The 18,167-nt window shown below is 55.2% G+C and carries 19 protein-coding genes; 10 read left to right on the top strand and 9 right to left on the bottom strand.

The window, feature by feature from the left end; all coding sequences use genetic code 11:
• Positions 1–8 precede the first annotated feature (8 nt).
• The 3 genes from P0119_21075 to P0119_21065 all read left to right on the top strand — a co-directional run bounded on the left by P0119_21075 (position 9) and on the right by P0119_21065 (position 2,825).
• Positions 9–452 carry a group 1 truncated hemoglobin gene (locus tag P0119_21075; GenBank protein ID MDF0668550.1) on the top strand — a complete coding sequence of 148 codons (444 nt, stop codon included), beginning with the start codon at positions 9–11 and terminating at the stop codon, positions 450–452.
• Between the two features lie 275 nt (positions 453–727).
• Positions 728–1,186: a cytochrome c gene (locus P0119_21070; GenBank protein ID MDF0668549.1), complete on the top strand. Its 459-nt coding sequence runs from the start codon at positions 728–730 to the stop codon at positions 1,184–1,186.
• Between the two features lie 301 nt (positions 1,187–1,487).
• A complete protein-coding gene (locus tag P0119_21065; GenBank protein ID MDF0668548.1) occupies positions 1,488–2,825 on the top strand; it encodes a sigma-54 dependent transcriptional regulator in 1,338 nt (445 codons plus the stop codon).
• A 46-nt stretch (positions 2,826–2,871) separates the two neighbouring features.
• Here P0119_21065 and P0119_21060 read toward each other — a convergent pair whose 3' ends face one another.
• From P0119_21060 to P0119_21035, 6 genes are all read right to left on the bottom strand, one after another.
• Complete coding sequence (locus P0119_21060) at positions 2,872–3,729, bottom strand: hypothetical protein (protein MDF0668547.1); 858 nt, start codon at positions 3,727–3,729, stop codon at positions 2,872–2,874.
• Positions 3,730–3,783: 54 nt separating this feature from the next.
• On the bottom strand, positions 3,784–4,251 hold the full coding sequence (gene bcp, locus P0119_21055) for a thioredoxin-dependent thiol peroxidase (GenBank protein MDF0668546.1): 468 nt from the start codon (positions 4,249–4,251) through the stop codon (positions 3,784–3,786).
• A 221-nt stretch (positions 4,252–4,472) separates the two neighbouring features.
• Positions 4,473–4,931, bottom strand: a complete 459-nt coding sequence (locus P0119_21050; protein MDF0668545.1) for a tetratricopeptide repeat protein — start codon at positions 4,929–4,931, stop codon at positions 4,473–4,475.
• Between the two features lie 19 nt (positions 4,932–4,950).
• Complete coding sequence (locus P0119_21045; protein ID MDF0668544.1) at positions 4,951–5,226, bottom strand: DUF507 family protein; 276 nt, start codon at positions 5,224–5,226, stop codon at positions 4,951–4,953.
• A gap of 74 nt (positions 5,227–5,300) precedes the next feature.
• The gene (locus P0119_21040; protein MDF0668543.1) at positions 5,301–5,582 is read right to left on the bottom strand and encodes a DUF507 family protein; all 282 of its coding nucleotides are present in this window, start codon (positions 5,580–5,582) and stop codon (positions 5,301–5,303) included.
• Between the two features lie 5 nt (positions 5,583–5,587).
• Complete coding sequence (locus P0119_21035; protein ID MDF0668542.1) at positions 5,588–5,971, bottom strand: cyclophilin-like fold protein; 384 nt, start codon at positions 5,969–5,971, stop codon at positions 5,588–5,590.
• A gap of 95 nt (positions 5,972–6,066) precedes the next feature.
• Between P0119_21035 and P0119_21030 the strand changes: the two genes are divergently transcribed.
• From P0119_21030 to P0119_21000, 7 genes are all read left to right on the top strand, one after another.
• Positions 6,067–6,411 (top strand): hypothetical protein, encoded by a 345-nt coding sequence (locus P0119_21030; protein ID MDF0668541.1) that lies wholly within the window; start codon positions 6,067–6,069, stop codon positions 6,409–6,411.
• Positions 6,408–7,163, top strand: coding sequence for a protein phosphatase 2C domain-containing protein (locus P0119_21025; GenBank protein MDF0668540.1), 756 nt, complete (start codon positions 6,408–6,410; stop codon positions 7,161–7,163). Before P0119_21030 ends, P0119_21025 begins: the two co-directional genes overlap by 4 nt.
• A gap of 82 nt (positions 7,164–7,245) precedes the next feature.
• Positions 7,246–8,124, top strand: coding sequence for a nuclear transport factor 2 family protein (locus tag P0119_21020; protein MDF0668539.1), 879 nt, complete (start codon positions 7,246–7,248; stop codon positions 8,122–8,124).
• Between the two features lie 77 nt (positions 8,125–8,201).
• A complete protein-coding gene (locus P0119_21015) occupies positions 8,202–9,206 on the top strand; it encodes a hypothetical protein (protein MDF0668538.1) in 1,005 nt (334 codons plus the stop codon).
• Between the two features lie 311 nt (positions 9,207–9,517).
• Positions 9,518–10,795, top strand: coding sequence for an ATP-binding protein (locus P0119_21010; GenBank protein MDF0668537.1), 1,278 nt, complete (start codon positions 9,518–9,520; stop codon positions 10,793–10,795).
• A 16-nt stretch (positions 10,796–10,811) separates the two neighbouring features.
• Positions 10,812–12,242, top strand: a complete 1,431-nt coding sequence (locus tag P0119_21005) for a sigma-54 dependent transcriptional regulator (protein ID MDF0668536.1) — start codon at positions 10,812–10,814, stop codon at positions 12,240–12,242.
• Between the two features lie 199 nt (positions 12,243–12,441).
• A complete protein-coding gene (locus P0119_21000) occupies positions 12,442–13,566 on the top strand; it encodes a response regulator (GenBank protein ID MDF0668535.1) in 1,125 nt (374 codons plus the stop codon).
• A gap of 1 nt (position 13,567) precedes the next feature.
• Here the strand turns inward: P0119_21000 and recN are convergent, their stop codons facing one another.
• The 3 genes from recN to lptD form a co-directional block, all read right to left on the bottom strand.
• Complete coding sequence (gene recN, locus P0119_20995) at positions 13,568–15,247, bottom strand: DNA repair protein RecN (GenBank protein ID MDF0668534.1); 1,680 nt, start codon at positions 15,245–15,247, stop codon at positions 13,568–13,570.
• A 17-nt stretch (positions 15,248–15,264) separates the two neighbouring features.
• Positions 15,265–15,612, bottom strand: a complete 348-nt coding sequence (gene trxA, locus P0119_20990; GenBank protein MDF0668533.1) for a thioredoxin — start codon at positions 15,610–15,612, stop codon at positions 15,265–15,267.
• An 86-nt stretch (positions 15,613–15,698) separates the two neighbouring features.
• Positions 15,699–18,167 carry an LPS assembly protein LptD gene (gene lptD / locus P0119_20985; protein ID MDF0668532.1) on the bottom strand — a complete coding sequence of 823 codons (2,469 nt, stop codon included), beginning with the start codon at positions 18,165–18,167 and terminating at the stop codon, positions 15,699–15,701.

Below are 18,167 nucleotides of genomic sequence, written 5' to 3'. Positions count from 1 at the left end.
CCGACGACATGAGATTCTCGAAGCAGATAGCGACGGTTGCCATTGCCGTGGCGGCCACCTGGACACTGAGCAGCGCGACATCCTTTGCGGCGGAGCGATCGCTCTATGAACGGCTTGGCGGGCAGGGTGCCATTCAAGCCGTCGTCACCAAATTCATCGGCAACGTAGGAGCAGACAAGCGCATCAACGGCTATTTTGCGAAAACCGACCTCAAGCAGCTCAATAAGCTCTTGGTCGAACAGGTCTGCCAGGCGAGCGGCGGGCCTTGCACCTACTCAGGCCGAGATATGAAGACGACGCACAAGGGCATGAAGGTCACAACGGCCGCCTTCAACGCCCTCGTGGAAGACCTGGTCAGTGCGTTGGACACCTTCAACGTCGGAAAACAAGAAAAAGACGAACTGCTCGGCGTCCTCGGGCCGATGAAAAAGGACATCGTCGAAGTTCCCTGATGACACAATGAGGGTTCGCAGTGATGATCACTGTGGTACTCCCAAGTTAGTCTCTCGCCAAGCTCGGGCTGGTAGGTTCGGGCTTGGCGAGGTCCTCAGCTGGCATCCCAAACCTGCCTGCAACTCGACTTCGGCCTGATCATTTTCCATCGGACATGGGCACTGCCGCTGAGGACCATATCGTGTTATCATATTTTTCAACATTTGCGTCTTCGGGCGCGCAACCTGAGCAGCCGTCTAGCGGTAACCTCAGCGGTAATCACCAAGGAGGAATCATGAGAGGTACGCGTATAGTCGTGACAGTATGCAACATAGTCGCCGTTGCCTTGTTGAGTACGGCTGGATGGGCCGCACCCGAGGCCGACCCATTGAAGCCGCGTGTCCCGGAGGCTGAACGGGCCGAAGTACGGAAGGCAAAGAGCCCTTTGACCGTGACACCCGAGATCATCGCCAAAGGCAAGGAACTCTATGAAGGCAAGGGGACCTGCGTCAACTGTCATGGCCTGACTGGAGAAGGGAATGGGCCCGGTGGAATGTTGTTGTCGCCGGGACCCCGAAACTTCACGAACTGCAAGTTTCACAAGAAGCGGAACGACGGAGAACTACACTGGATCATCAAGAACGGAAGTCCCGGCACCGGTATGCCGGCCCTGATCAAGGGAGGCGTCATCACCGAGGAGGAAGCCTGGATGACCATCGCCTACGAACGAACCTTCTGTAAGGACACCGAATAGCTGCTGAAGAAATCCGGATGCACCCTTCACGACGAGCTGTCAGTTGATGATTTCGGCTGACAGCTCGCCGGAATTGCATCATTCCTCAATCCCGGTCCCACTGTTCTCCAACATTCCTTTTCAAATACTCACGGAGTTGTTCTGCGAGTGACGTCTCCACGGGAAAACCCGATTGGCATAGGTACTCCTGTTAGACCCGGTTAAACTTCTCTCGCCTCCCCCCTTTTCTTCCATGCGCAAAGAGGTATAGGTTATTGGGGGTTCGATGGTTCGGTTGGAGATTACAACCGGGAGCACTCCGATGAACCTTCAGACGTTTCTCCTTATTTCCAAAGACTCCGGACTCCGGCAGCTAGTCCAGGTTGCCGCTCCTCAAACAAAAATCTTCTCTACCGAGAACGTTTCAGAAGGACTCACACTCTGGCCTGAGATTTCCCCGGCTCTGGTTCTCGGTGAAGGTAATCCCCACAGTCTGTCTCCGCTGCTGGAGTATGCTCGCCAAACGCCGGCATCCTCGCCGTTGCTCGTGATCGGGGAACGCCATTCCATCAAAGACGCGGTCGAGATCATGCGGGCCGGCGCTGCAGATTACCTGACGAAGCCCGTTCTTCTCGAAGATATACAAAGCGCCATCACTCGAGCGCTCAGGCATCCTAGCTCGGCCTTGCCCCCTTCCGCACAGGATCCATTCACCTCCATCATCAGCCTTTCCCCGCAAATGAATCTGATGAAGCAACTGGCAAAAGAAGTGGCTCTGACGGACGCAACCGTCCTCATCACTGGTGAAAGCGGAACCGGCAAGGAACTGTTCGCCAAAGCCATCCACCACTACAGCCCTAGAACCAATGGTCCCTTGGTCGCCTTGAATTGCGCCGGCATCCCGGAGAATCTCATCGAGGCGGAGTTATTCGGTTATGAGCCAGGTGCTTTTACCGATGCCAAACGATCGAAGGCAGGCCGATTTCAGATGGCCGAGGGAGGAACACTGTTTCTCGACGAAATCGGTGAAATGAGTCCCACCGCCCAAGCCAAACTTCTACGCGTGTTGGAAAATCACACCATTGATCCCTTGGGAGATACCCGCAGCCGTAAGGTCAACATCCGCATCATCGCCGCCACGAATGAGGATCTGCTTGCCCAGATCAAGGCCGGTCGTTTTCGCCTCGACCTGTACTATCGATTGAACGTCTACCAGCTGCGCATTCCCCCGTTGCGTGAACGACTTGAGGATATCGAGCCGATTCTCCTGATTTTTTTGGAACGGGCCAGACAGGAGCGCGGGTGCCGCATCAGGACTATCGCTCCGGCAGCCCTTACCGTCCTTCGGGACCATGACTGGCCTGGAAATGTACGCGAGCTCCACAATGTCGTCGAATGGCTGACCATCACATGCAAAGCAGAGATCATTCAGCCTGCTCATTTACCGGCATCCGTGAGAGCCGCTCCCCCGACCAATGGCCTGAGTCAGAGTGCCAAGCCATCGTTGCTGGCCTTCGGGCTGTCGTTTCAGGACATTGAAAAGCGGATGCTTGAGGAAGCGTTACGGAAGTCTTCAGGCAATGTCTCGGAAGCCAGCCGACTCCTCAAAATGACCAGGAACACGCTGCGCTACCGTATGGCCAAATACCACCTCCAATAAGCGGATGGCCAAGGCCATCGACGGCAGTGTGGATGGTGGATTTCCGTTACAACCTTTTCCGCACCTCCTTCCAATCCTTCGCCACCTTGGCTTTGCGCGGCACGTCGCCTTTGGTTGGTTCCGGCACGATGATGGCTTCGAGGCGGCGTTGTAGGAACGCTTCGGCGAAGGCTTTGGATCGGCCGATTCCGATCTTGACGGTCTTCCATCCCGCCGCATGGAATTCGTCGATCTTTGCCCCTAAGGCTTGGGGAGCCGACGGTAACGGCATCACATAGCCGGTTGGAAACTTGTGTCTGTTCAGCCAATCTCTCGCCTCAGCACTCGCCCGAGCTCCATCTCCTCCGGCAGACAAAGCGACGACATAAATGACCCGATAGTAGAACTTGGTGAGCTTGCCGAGTTCATCGGCTGCCTGGGTCATTGGTCTTCGTTCCGACTCAAACGCAATCCCCATGGGAGGGACAGGACTCGGCGTCGGTTCTTCCATCAGCGACGACAGCTCGATCATGAGAATCGGTTGTCGCTTTTCCCACACAGCCAGATTTGCCTGGCCTTCTGCGTGATCGACTCGAGGGCTGTTGCCAACGCGGACGAGGACTGTTGCGAGACCCGGGGCCTTCGGGCTATAGGTGAAGAACGCCCTTCCGTCCCCGCCCGTCAAAGCTGTGGCGACAACCTTCCCATCCAACACGAGTTCAAGTGGTTCCCCGCCAAGTGCGGCAATCAGCATGAGCCGTTTTGAGATGAGTTTGGCCTCTATGGTGGCAGACTGACCAGGAGACGTCAGCACGTCCTTGACGAGAATCGTAGCGGAACTTTTCTCCGCCGCAAACAGCAGACCAGGTGAGGCAATAATGACAAGGCAGAGAGAGAAACAGGCTCTGCGGAATTGGCTGATCATCGGCCGCACAGCCTTCTGAACAAGAAAAGACACGTCACGAACTGCCGGTGGAGATTAGGCTTTCAGCGCCTTGAGCACTTCATCCGCGTGACCGTCGACTTTGACCTTCCGAAAGATCGCCTTCAGCTTGCCTTCGGGATCAATGACGAACGTGCTCCGCTCGATACCCCAATATTTCTTGCCGTACATGTTCTTTTCCTTGTACACACCGTACGCCTTGGAGATCGCCGCATCTTCATCGCTGAGGAGCGGAAACGGCAATCCAAATTTCTTGATGAATTTCTGGTGGGACTCTCTCCCGTCCAGACTCACTCCGACGATTGTGCCTCCCGCCCGGAGAATCTGCGATTCCACATCCCGAAAGTCGCAGGACTCTTTCGTGCATCCCGGCGTATCGTCTTTCGGATAGAAATACAGCACGATTTGTTTGCCCTTGAAGCTCTTCAGAGTCACCGTCTTCCCATGCTGATCCGGGATCGAAAGTTCCGGTGCCTGATCCCCTACCGCAAGATCTTTGCTCATAGCTCCATCCTCATTCGGGAATTAACCAGGATTCCGCAGTAACCGTACAACGTGTGTCGATCTACCAAGATTCAGCCAAATGAATTCCTGCACAACCAGCAAAACCGACTTTCATCATATTCAACTGCGGCGCGCCTCAGAATTGACGCCTCAAGCCATTGGTGGTCGAGGTGTTGCTCGACCCGGCTTCTTGGTTACACCGGCTACTGCGAAATCCGGGATTAATACCCCCCGGAGGGCATGCCACCGCCGAACGACGAGCGGCGAGGCGTATTGGGACGCATCTTGGCCTTGTTTTTACTTTCTGGATTTCCGTATGGCGACAGCGCCGGAGAGTCCCAGATGACTTTGTCTCCTGGCGCTAAGTCGGCAGCTGCTATGAAGTGCTGCCGCGCGAGTTCAGTATCACCAAGCGCATTCAACGCCAATGCATAGTTATAATGGGCTTGGCCGGATTGCGGTGCTGCGGCAACCGCCTGTTCAAAGTATTGCTTAGCCTCTTCAAACTGTTTGCCCTGATAGGCTTGCGTTCCCTGTTCAGTCAGCGCCGTAGCCTGAGACTTCACCTCGCCGTCAAGGGCAAGTGGCACAAGCGGCTTGCGCTTCTGCGAACAGGCGGTCATGCCGACAAGCACCAGCACGATACTCAAGATTGCCAATCGTTGTACGGGATTTTTCATGACGATGCGACCTCAACCTTCAGACTTTCATCTGCTTGCGCGTTTCTTCCTCGAACAGCTTTCGATACAGCACGTCCCATTCGTTACTCCCTTCAATAATGCCTCGGGAATACGACGCGAGTTTGGCTTTCACTTTTCGATCAATCTCCTGTTCCTGGACCAACTCTGCAGCCAACACGCGCTTGATCTCTTTTAACAACCGTGCATCATCGCTCTTGACTCTCGCTCCGGCATATTGCTTGATGGCCGTGAGAATCACATGAGACAGATGACTGACTTTGTCCTCGCTCAACATGCAGCACGCGTCGTGGGTCGCTCGTCTCTCGCCATTCGCAAGCGCTTCACGAAATAGGCTTCACGTTTCACGCTTTATAAAATGATGCCCCGTTCACGGACTAACTTTTGTTTCACCATCTGGAACATCTTCTGATAGTCGACCTGCCCTTGCTCAATCTGATGTTCATAGGCCTTCAGCAGTTGCCGCACCTCCGCATTCACACGATCCTCCGCGGCCAGCTCATGCGTGATGGCCTGATCCAATGCCTCGACGAATCCCTTGCGCTCTCCGACTAGTTCGAGGTGTCCTTCCGCTTGGAGACGACCGGTGAGGCTCTCGGCTATATGCCGCCCCCGCTCTTTCGACAGCCGCATCGCATTCACCCAGGTTCGAGATGAATCGTCGGGACGTCCATGACCTGCCGAAATCGGCTCGCATCGCCGACGATTTTCCCGATGATATTCACCCGATCGGCCGGGACCGGGTCGGCCCCCAAACTCATTGGGGTTCTCCCAAAAAAGATCGCCAGCACCTTCCCTGCTCCCCAGAAGGCGATGTCTCCGACCTTCAGCTGGGTCGTCGCCGTTTCCCGATAGTCGCGGACCCCGGAAATCGGGAAGTAAAATTCCTCTCCCCATGTGCTGATCGCAGCCGTGACCGGAAGCGCCGCGTAGACTTCGTCAGCCGTCTTCGTTTTTCTGAGTTCTGCCTCCAGCTGAACTCCCCCCACGGTGATACGAATCCGCTTTGCCTGCACGGTCATGCGATCGATGATCCACTTGTCTCTTCACGGCGTTCTTCGTGATCCTTGGAACTGTAACTTGTCTCCTATGCGAAATCAAGGCTACAATCGCTGAGATGCCGACCTTCAGCCTCATCTTTTCACCAGACGTTGGGCCAGTCCGGCGCCGGCAACAAGAGGGTTTGTTCGAGCGGCGAACCTTGCGTAATCGCCCGTCGGTAGACGCCCTAGGCGAGCACCGCAAGATCTGGTACGATAGGGAGCTTCTAGAGGCGTATGGGACCTGCCGATCTCGGGCAAGTTACCTCGTCATCGAAACGACCGACGCCTTATCCGAATCTGAGGAGGTGACGGTCATGGGACTTCATCGCGAGAAGAAGGCGACGAGCATGGTTTGGTTCGGACTCTCCTCAATGTCGACCACTCTTCCATCGACCTATTCCCCGACCTATTCCCAATGAGTACCTGGATCGGCACCGGTCGGAGCGAAATCGGACTCGTGCGCACCCTCAACCAAGATGCGTTCGCTGTCATCAATGAGGTGGGTGTCTGGGCCGTCGCGGATGGAATGGGTGGTCATATTGGCGGAGAAGTCGCCGCTCAGACGGCTATCGCCACGATACAGGCCGAGGCCGCAGCATCGAGCCGCCTGCTCGGTAACGGTCAAACGTCTCCCACAGATGTGTTGACGGACCTGATCAGCCGAACGCATGACGCCATCCTCAATCGGTCCAGATCAAAATCCAGGCTGAAAGGAATGGGCACGACCATCGTGCTGCTGGCGATCATTTCTGGACCTGCCCCGGTCGCATATCTCGCCCATGTCGGCGACAGCCGTGCCTATCGATTTCGATCGGGCACGTTGACCCCTCTGACCAAGGACCACACGTTGATCGAAAAATACCTGGAACGAGGCATCCTCACGACAGAATCGGCGAAAACACATCCGGAGCGGCATGTGTTGACGCGTGCCTTGGGGGTAGGCGCGACAGTGAAACCTACCATCACCGCGTTTCCCATACTTCCGGAGGACCTGGTTCTGCTTTGCTCGGATGGACTGACCAAGATGCTGGAGGACGAGGATATCCGAACAGTGTTCGCCCCCGGCGAACTCGATCCGACTCATCTCTGCAACCGCCTCGTCACCGCGGCGCTCGATCGTGGCGGCGAAGACAATGTCACCGTAGTGGTGGTCGCTCCTCGTTCGTCCTGATTTTACTTCGTTGTTGACATGATCGTTCAGGCCGTGTAGTTTTCCTGCTCATTTGAACCTTGTCGCATATATGGAGCTCCCTATGCCCCATCGGGGATGGTTTGTCTGTGGAAGTCTGCTGCTTGTCATCGGGTTTGCTCAGGTGGCGAGCAGCGGTGACCCTTCCGACCCAGAAACGGCTATTCGTCAAATGGTCCGGGCCAATGCGGACAAAGACCTCCCGACTCTTTCTCGGCTTATGGCTCACGATGCCGACATCGTCAGTTACTCGGTCGGGGGTCGCAAATACGTGGGCTGGCCGGAGTTCGAACAGGAAATGAGAGAGGAATTCATCAACGCTCAGAAGATTGAGATTCCGATCAATGAGCTCAAGGTCTGGACGAAAGGCGACCTGGCCTGGTTTACGATGGAGGTCGACTATACGCGCTACGTCGGTGAAGGGTCCAAGGTGAAACGGACCGTGCTTCCTTTAAGGGAAACCGGTGTTCTCGAACGTCGTGCCGGCCGTTGGCAGCTGTTGTCGTGGCACGAGTCCTTTCGATCCGCTCAATTAGGAGGTTCCCTTGCCTCACCAGCGCTGGCTGCGGGATCGCAAAAGCTCGTCAGCAATGATGCTGCCGCAGCGGTGCCTGACGTGAGCGGAGAATGGGAGATTCTCGAGGTCGAGGACGAAAAACGGTACAAGGCCACGCTGGACAAGAACGGCAACGGGCCGTACACCCAACATGGCGGCCGTTTTGTCACCACGAAGATTGCCGATCGTCTGTGGCAAGGCACCTGGCAACAACCCGGTAACGATCGTGAGGGAGGTTTTGAAGTCCTCCTCTCAGAAGACGGCTCTCAGGCCAAAGGCGTATGGTGGTACACCCGCGTGGGCACGCATAAAAACATTCCAGCGCGCGAACATGGCGGTACCTACCAATGGAATCGGCTCACGCCGATCCCCGCCGGCACCCAATGAATCAGCTCACTTATTCAACCATGCCACCAAGTCGGAGTCCGGTTCCAATCACTGCTTTACTTCCTCTGGGAGGTCCTATGCGCAGATTCCTTATGCTTCCGCTCTCCGTGTTGCTCCTGGCCTCATCAGCCTATGCCGATGGGGGCCACGATCACCATGCAATTCCCACATTGAAAAAACACGTGGGCTCAAAGATCACCTATGGAGAGAATACCGCGATTCTGACCTTCGGCCCCATCGATCTTCCGACCGGCCATGGCGAAGGCGATATGGGCGATTCCATGCCTCGGTTCCACTTCCAGTTGCCGGAAGATAAATATTTGGTCGGCTTTAAGTCGGCCATTACCACGGTCGATGGGAAGGAATTACCAAAAAATTACCTGCACCATATTTTGATGATCAACAACACCAAACCCAGCGTGTCCTGTCCCGGTGAGCCACTCTTCTTCGGTGGAGCCGGACTCGAAATGTCCGAGACCCAATTCCCCGATGGATATGGCGTGAAGCTGTCGGCAACCGACAAATTGATGACGGTCGTCGCCTTCTATCACGGTGCCCCGCCCACCAAAGACGTCATTACAACGTTCACGATGTATTTTGCGCCGAAGACCAAACCGGTCAAAGCGATGGAGGTCTATCAGGTCGGCGTCAACATCGTTTGCTTCACCAAGTTCGGCGACCGTCCGCCGGATCAGACAGACGAAGGGATCGAACTCGGAGCGGGTGTCCAAGTCCGTACGGCACCATTGAAGTTTAGTATGGATGGCTGCGTCAAATACGCGTATCCGCACGGCCACGATGAATTGCTCCTGATCGCATTGGAGAATAAGACCAAGGGAGAGACCCTCCTCCGGACTGTACCGGATGTTGAGAGGGATGGAACGCTCCGCGAATTCTTACCCCATCAAGTCTATAAAGATGTCCAGGGTTTCCCCATCTCCAAGGAGGATGACTATGAGATGGTAATGGTCTACCACCATTCTCTACAGAAAACTGAACTCCAACATGGCATGGGCAATTACTTGCTCTACATGACTCCAGGGGCTTGCTCGGAGCAAGGCAAGACCGCCGCCGCGTACTGATCTCCTCCCGCAGGCTTGTCGGCAGGAACCATCCGACAGGCCTGCGGGCATCCCGCAGTTTTCTATCGTCCAAATTCTGCTTCACTATCTCAGCCGGCTCCGTGGAGCCTGATGGTTTGACAGCCGTGATTCCGGAGGTTCAATCCAGTTTTTCCGTCCACGACAACCAACGTCTACTCATCATTGTACGGAAGACCAAATCCGCTGGATGAAACAGCCCCTCGGGTGTATACTTTCAACCTAGGAATGATACTTAGTCATGTTTTTACCGCGACGAACGGCACCCGCATAAGACCTCACACACCACGCTCATGACGGATCGCACGACTCTGCAATCGGGCTCTGATCAATCAATTACAGCATCGCTGCAACGACTCACGCAATTCGCGCGGGACATGGGACACCCGACCAGTCTCCCCGTCATCGCAGAGCGCATACTTTCCGGCCTCTCCGAAGTGTCCCGGCACTCTCAAGCCGTGCTCTATGTGTTTGATCGCGACCGCGAATGTTTCTGCCAGGTGGTTTCACAACCGGAGATCCCTTCGAGAGTAGGATCTCCCATCGTTGCCCTCAATCATCCCCTAGTTCAGCAACTGGCCAACCACCAGGACATCCTCGATTCGTCCGCCTTAATCGATTCCCTATACATGGCACCGCTGGACAATACGACCGGTACCCAACTCGCCACACTTGCGATCGATCTGGCCATCCCGCTGCTGAATCGTGGAAGGTTGATCGCCTTCGTGTTGCTCCAATCCCGGACAGGTCCCATTGTCACTCCTTCCCATACCATGGAACTCCTGGCTGCTATGGCTCAGAATGCCGCCAACGCGATCGACTCCTTCCTGCTGTACGAGGATCTCGGGCAGTCACAGGCTCTCATGCGACGAACTGATCGCTTGCGTTCCTTGGAGACCATTGCCGGAGGTTTCGCTCATGAAATCAGAAATCCCTTGACGTCGATCAAGACCTTCATTCAGCTGGCTCCGGAACGCAAGGATGATAGTCGATTTATCGGTGAATTCAGTCGAATTGTTCTCGAGGACGTCAATCGAATTGAACGGTTGATTCAGGAAATTCTCGACTACGCTCGGTACATGGAACCTCAGTTGACCGATGAGGATCTGAATGAGATCGTCTCGTCCTGCCTGTACTTCATCCAGGTGAAAGCCGACAACCGCGGGATTAAGATTGAAAAAGATTTGGCGCCTGAGCTGCCCCGTGGCATGTTGGATCGGCAACAAGTCAAACAGGTGCTTTTGAACCTGCTCTTGAATGCGATGGATGCCATGAGCGATAAAACCGGAACCCTCCGTGTACGGACCACCAGGCTCCAGAAAGCGGACGGTGCGGTGTGGTCTCAGATAGAGATCGAAGATACGGGGCACGGCATCTCACCAGAAAATCTTGATCACATCTTCGACCCGTTTTTTACCACCAAACACACGAGCACCATCAACGAAGGAACGGGGTTGGGACTGACCATCGCTCATCAGATCATTCGGGAGCATCGCGGAGAGATTCAAGTTCAGAGCACGAAAGGGATCGGAACGACCTTCCGGATCACACTTCCCTCCCATCAGGGGTAGAAGGCAAGGAGCGCTTGTGGAAAGCTCGGTTGCTAAGCAACGAATTCTGTTGATCGATGACGATCCCCGAGTCCGTACCTCTCTGAAGATGGTCCTCGAACCAATCTATGACATTCTCCAAGCTAGTGACGGACATGAGGGGCTCGATGTGTTTCGGAAGGATGAGCCCGACCTCATCCTCCTCGACGTTCTTCTCCCCGGAACCGACGGTCTCGCAGTGCTTCAAACGCTCCGTATGGAGAGCAAGATAACCCCTGTCATCATGCTGACAGGCACCAAATCCGTCAAAACAGCCGTCGACGCCATGAAGCTTGGAGCCGCTGACTATCTCTCAAAACCGTTCGACGTCGATGAACTCCGTATCGTCATCGATCGAGTGCTGAACTCCTCCGAATTGGAGCGAGAGGTCAAGCAACTGCGGGCACAAGTCGTCCAGCGCTATGCCTTCCATAATTTGATCGGCAAAAGCCAAGGCATGCAGGAGATTTACTCAAAAATCGAGCAGGTCGCCGACAGCCGTACCACCGTGCTCATAACGGGAGAAAGTGGCACGGGAAAGGAATTGGTGGCGAGAGCCTTGCACTACAACAGTTCCCGGCGCGAACGCCCCTTCATTGCACTGAACTGCGCGGCTTTGCCTGAAACGCTCATTGAAAGCGAACTCTTTGGCCACGAAAAGGGCTCGTTCACGGATGCCACAGCTCGACGCGTCGGACAGTTCGAGTTGGCGAACACCGGAACGCTGTTCCTGGACGAAATCGGCGACTTAAGTCCCGTCACACAAGCGAAGCTTCTGCGTGTCATCCAAGAGCGAGAATTTACGAGGATCGGGGGGGTTCAGCCGATCAAGGTCGATGTCCGCATTGTGGCGGCGACGAACAAGAATATCGACGAACTCGTTCGAAAGGGGCAGTTTCGAGAAGACCTGTACTACCGCATCAACGTCATTGCGCTCTTTCTCCCCCCGCTCCGGGAACGTGGCGAGGATATTCCCCTTCTGGCCAAACATTTCCTCGAGAAACGGCTGGAGGCGGAACGACGTCCTCAGATCGATTTCGGGAAAGACGCTCTGGAGCTCCTGACTCGTTATGCTTGGCCGGGCAATGTTCGCGAGCTCGAAAACTTCGTCGAGCAAGCATTCATCTGGTCTCAACATGCTGCACAAATCACCCCCGAGCATTTGCCGACGCTGATGAAGAGCGACTCTCGTTCAACGTCTCTTCGAGACGATACCCTCGCCGGTCGCATGTCGCTTGAAAAAGCCGTGATGGAGTTTGAACGGGAGATTATCCTGGACGCGCTAAAACGGACCAATCACGTACAAACCCACGCCGCGAACTTACTGGGAATCAGCCGCCGGATGCTGAAATACCGAATGGACACCCTCGGCATTGGTCGTCCAGACAATTCCGCCGCCCAAGAGCAGATTCCACCCATGCAAGAATGACACACTTCTGCACAAGAATGTCGCACTTCTGCACACATGACCCTACTGATCAGCAATACAAATAGGTATCCTATTATTATTGTAAGCTACTTATAGTTGCCCGCCCCACCGTCCACCACCCTATATTGAACAACTCCCTAACTCCATGAAAAGGAATGAGAATTGCTTGCTAGCACGTGATTTGGAGTAGCCAGCGAGCATGGTCACGGCTTCTTGTCAGACAGGGACACAACCGACAGTCCTCGTAATCGATGATGAAGCGGGGCCCCGCGATGCTCTTAACGTGATACTTCGCACCTTCTGCAACGTTCGTTCAGCAGAAACCGCTAAGACAGCTCTTGAAGTCCTCGACCGGGAATCCATTGATGTGATCACTCTTGACCAAAAACTCCCGGATCGTCACGGACTCGATCTTCTCAAAGACATCAAGCACCATCGCCCCGACGTAGAGGTCATTATCGTCACGGGATACGGGAGCCTGAAGTCTGCCATGGAAGGTATCCGCCATGGAGCCGCTGGTTATTTGCTTAAACCTTTCAACGTGAATGAACTGACTACCCTGATTCGGCAGACGATGGACAAGAAACGCCGCCTCGACTTTCTACGAGGCTGTCTTCTGACACTCACGGACCTTTGGGGATCAGAGGAAGAGAGCGCACGAGCATGGGATCACGTCAAGACAGGATATGCCGCACTGTCCGACCCACAAGGCGATGCCGCTTTACGGCAAGACGACATGAACCTGCTTCCACTCTTGTCCGATATTCTGGAGGCCACAGACCGTCAATTACTCAATCATTCCAGCCGAGTGAGTTTCCATGCCACGTTGATGGCCAGCCGACTCAATCTTAACGCCTCCGAGCAAGAAGCATTGGCCCTAGGGGCCTTCTTACATGACATAGGGAAAACCAGCATCCCATCGTATAGGTTTTCAGAGGACCAGATCCTTCCGTCCGGCGAAGCATCCCCCTGTAGAGAACACCCCGACAGAGGAGCACGGATGATTGCCCCATTGGGATTCCCTATTGAGGTGGGACAAATCATCGCATCCCACCACGAGCAATGGGATGGACAAGGTTACTCTCGTGGACTCCGAGGCTCGGATATTCCGTTGTTGGCTCGCATTGTCGGCATCGCTCAAACGTTCGATCATCTGACCGCCGACGCACCTGGGCGAGTCGCTCTCCCACTGGATGTCGCGATCCGTCAGCTCTCCCTCCAATTCCATGGACATTTCGATCCGCTGTTACTGGAATTCTTCCTACAGGTCGTGAAGGACTCGCCCCTCTCGCCGCCCGCCATCGACATCGCTCCCGCCGCTTGATCTATTCACGCGTTTCGGCGATCAACTCCGCTGCCGCAGATCGTGCCTTTTGAGTGATTCGCTCTCCACCAAGCATGCGCGCAATTTCTCCCTCGCGACTCATACCGGTCAACGAACGCACCGTCGTGACCGTCCGTCCCTTCACTTCCGACTTTTCAACCGAGAAATGATGTTGGGCTTGAGAGGCGACCTGAGGGAGATGCGTGATGCACAACACTTGATGGTATCGGCCCAACTCCCTTAGCCGTTTCCCGATCGTGGCCGCGACAGCCCCTCCAACCCCTGTGTCGATCTCATCGAAGATCAAGACCGGCACATGATCGACATCAGCAAGGACGGATTTCAACGCCAACATGACACGCGATAGTTCGCCGCCGGATGCCACACGAGATATCGGCTTCAAAGGCTCACCGGCATTGGCCGACAGCAGAAACTCGACACGATCGCTTCCATCAGGACCGTAGCCATCGGCAGCTCCGCTCGGCATGACTTGAACAAGAAACCGAACCGACCCCATTTTCAGCGCGCTGAGCTCTTTGTCCACTGATTTCGTCAACCGTTTCGCTGCTTCCGCTCGCTGTTCTGAGAGCGTTCGCGCCAGCACCGACATGTTCCGTTCTTGTTCATCGATGAGATGATCATACCGATCGAGCTCGCTGTCCGCTCCTCGAAGTTGCTCCAAGTCATGCTTCACCCGGTGATGCGTCTCCAGGACAGCTTCTATCGTCCCTCCGTATTTCTTTTTCATCCTCTGGATGACGGCCAAACGATCCTCGATCGTACTGAGTCGCATAGGGTCGGCGTCCAAGCCCTCGGCATAACGACGAAGCGAATCGGCGACTTCTTTCAGGAGCACCTTGGCCTCGGAGGCAAATCGAAGGGCCTGCTGCATCTCAGGATCAATCTGACACAGTTCCGCCAAAACGCGCTCCATTGACACCAGGTTCGCCAAGATACCTTGCGCGTCGTCGTGAATTCGTCCCTGAGCTTCTGATGCCAGCTCGGCGAGACGTCGCGACGACCCCAACCGATGCCGTTCGGCTTGCAGTAACTCTTCCTCTCCGATTCGGCAGGCAGCCTCATCCAATTCCTGCTGTTGAAAACGCAACAAATCCTCTTGCTGGGCTCGCTGCTGCAGCCTAGCCGTCAACTCAGCCCGTGCCTCACGGAAACGTATCCAAGCACAATAGGTCGTGCGATACTGAGACCGCAGCTCCAGGAGACGGCCATAGGCATCCAGAACCTCGAGCTGAGCGGAGTTAGACAAGAGCGATTGCTGGTCGTGCTGGCCATGAATATCGATGAGCGTGCCAGCGAACTCTTCCAGCACATGGACCGGGCTTAGGACTCCATTCAAGTAAACCCGGTTTCTTCCTGATCGAGCAATGATGCGTCGAATGATGAGTTGAGAATCCTGCGGTCCTAGGACCTCTCGGGTCCGCAGGCGTTGAAGGAGGGGATGTGCGGGCGGAATCTCGAACGACGCTTCCAGCTGGGCTTCATCTTCCCCGAATCGAATCTGGTCGCTTGAGGCCCGCCCACCCACAAGCAGGGCCACGGCATCGATCAACAAAGACTTTCCGGTTCCCGTCTCTCCGGTCAACACGGTAAATCCTGAGTCAATGGTCAGACTCAGTCGTTCGATCACAGCAAAATTTGTGATGCGCAGCTCAGTGAGCATGGCTGCGAGGAGGCTACTTAGGCGGTCCCTGCATGTTGAACGAGCAGCGAGTCGATCATCTCTTTGAATTGACGTTTTGGCCTGGCACCCACCAACTTCTCAACCTGCTGGCCGTTTTTGAAGAAAAGAATGGTGGGGATACTCATCACCTGATAACGACCCGCAACCTCTGGATTCTCATCGGTGTTTAGCTTTCGAACTTTGAGCTTTCCGGCATATTCCTGGGCCAATTCGTCGACGATGGGAGCCACCATTTGGCAGGGGCCGCACCACACAGCCCAAAAATCGACCATGACAAGTTCGGAAGCCTTCATAACTTCGGCATCCCAGGTGGAATCTTCGACTTTCAAGGCATCACCAGCCACGTCTGCGCCCTCCTTCAAGGTTGAGATCATGAACACGCACCAACTTCGGCATCGTACCCCACCATTGTTTTTACTGTCAAATACGGTCATCGGCTGGTTTGAGCTCCGGGCAAGGTGTCGCCCGTTTCCGCAGCCTGCGGAGGCAGGCCATAGGGACCACCCGGCGCCGCCCAAGGAAGACCACGCTCACCCCACAGAAGCGGGCTCAAGAGAGTCCGTATCACACGCGTCCCGGAATCCTCGGTCCAGCCGATCCCAGTGAGGCTCAACATGAAGCTGTACTGCTCGCGGTCCGGGAATTTTAAAAAATAAAACCCCACAGACCAACACTTGCATGGATTCTGATAGAGCGCAACCGTATCCACTTCCGGAACTAGTCCGCTTTCGAGGTCATAATAGGCCTTTGCCCCGAAGGTCCATCCCCAAGGAGTGCGGAACGCGCCGCCCATCGTGGCAAACAGGATTCCATTGGCCGGAGCAAACACTTCATTGAACGAAATGGCATTCCAAATATCCCCTCTCCGTACCCGCGAGCCGTCTCGTGCGTAACGCTGCCCCACCTCGACATACCAATTGGTTCCTTCTTGGAAACGAAGGTCAGTGTTGATTTGACTGAACCCGAGTTGGTAGGGATCGACGAACGCATCGATCGTCAGATACCGATTGATCGGCGGGCGCAACGCCCAGGCCTGGGACGCGGGTCCGAATATCGGCGCACCCATTTGGGAGAGTCCGAATTGCGACGGGAGGTTGTTGCCGATGACGGCCCGCATCCAGATATCAGAAAACTTTTTCCCTTGAATCGGCACGGTCGCCGGTTGGAGCGGCTGGGTAGGCGTTCCTATGGTCGGAGTGACACCGGGAGCATAATCAGCCGCCATCGTCTGCACATCACCGACATGATAGCTCTGGGCCACCATCAGATCGAGCCAGTTGAAGGCATTTCGCTTGCCGGATTCCAATAACCGGCTGCGCAGCATGTAGGTCAGCAGATTCTTCCCCGGCAGGTCATCGACTGCGTCGATTTGAGGCAGATTGGACTGGTTGGTCACCGGAACATACTCGTAGGTGACCCTCGGTTCGAGCGTGTGCAAAAGACTGTTTCCATCAGCCAGCGGGAACCGGCGTGCCAGCTTCGAAGTCGCATCCAGTCCTAACCAAAACGTTTCTCGATTTTGCGCCTCATCATCTTGTATGCCTCTGGTATAGTACACCTCACGAAACTTCGCCTGGGGGCGGAGTCCGATCATCCGTCCGAGATGAAACACCTCGGTCGAAATACCCGGAACCACATTGATCCGATTGAACGTAAACCCTTCCTGTCGGTACCAATAGACCTGTTGTCCGTCCATGCCGAAGAGGATAGGTGAATTAAACAGTGAGACATAGGGTAGGTTATAGCCGGCCTCTGGGAGACGTTGGAATGTGTCCGCTCCTCCCTGTTGTAACGGCTGTAGATAAAGGCCCAGGAGATAGAGATTGCCGTAGGGCAAGCGCTGAGTCGCCAAGAAGTTTGATTCGGAATTCGGTAACGCTCGGAGCGCTCCGGAATTGCTCAACTGATTCAAAATCTGTGGGTCTGAAAGCAAATTCGCGTTGGCTCGGAGCAAGAGGGTATCGGTGATGTATTGCGTATGGGTTCCGGTGAGCACCGCCCGTCCCTCTTCCGCACTTTGCCCGCTGGCAGCGGCACCGGAGACGTTGGGAAGCTCAGTCTGTTGTAGATAGCTCACAAACCACTGCCCGCGAGATCGCCGGTCCAAGGCATACCGATACAGAAAATCTGACCCATACCCGAGGTTACTGTAATACGATGGTGTCACCGTCAGGTCATGACTCGGATTGATCGCCCAAAAAAAGCTCTGTTTCACGTGGAATCCGAACCGATTGTCATAGCTCGGGATCGGCATCAGAAATCCGGTGCGTCGTCTGTTCATAGGATACGAGAAGATGGGCAGTGGAATCGTAGGCACGTCTAATACGCAGAACCAGGTGCCCTTCAATCCCAACGTGTCCCCGAGCGTCATATCCAGATCTTTAAACCGAAAGCGCCAGGCCGGCACTTCTCCATCTTGCGCATCACAATTCGTAAAACTGCCATCTTTCGCTCGGTAATGATATTCGGAAAATCTCTGTAGGAGGCCTCCGGAGATTGAGGAGTTGGTCGTCGGAGCATAGAGCCGGCCATGCGTCACGACGCCGGCCTCAGTATTGATATTGAGCTCCATCCGCTCAGCCGTCACGTCAGCCTGCGGGTCTGTTAAATGGACATGGCCGACGGCGGTGAGAATCCCCGGCAAGGCTTGAATGGTGGCGTGGTCAGCCGTCAGCTTGATCGTTCCCTGCTGAATCACGACCGATCCGTTCGCTTCGAAGACGTCTTCCTCTTGTCGATAGTCGATACGTTCTGCCGTGATGTCGAGAGGAGCGGATCCAGCAGAGGACGTTCCGGCACCAACTCGATTGTCTGCCGCTGATCCAGGAAACGGAACGACAACGAGGGCGGCGACGGCAAAGAAGAGCCGCCAGCGGACCCACACGAGAGGACCCACCAT

It is taken from the genome of Nitrospira sp., from assembly GCA_029194665.1.
In the GTDB taxonomy this organism is placed as follows: domain Bacteria; phylum Nitrospirota; class Nitrospiria; order Nitrospirales; family Nitrospiraceae; genus Nitrospira_D.
Note: the sequence above shows the minus strand (reverse complement) of the source record. Positions and strands in the feature narration are given on the sequence as shown.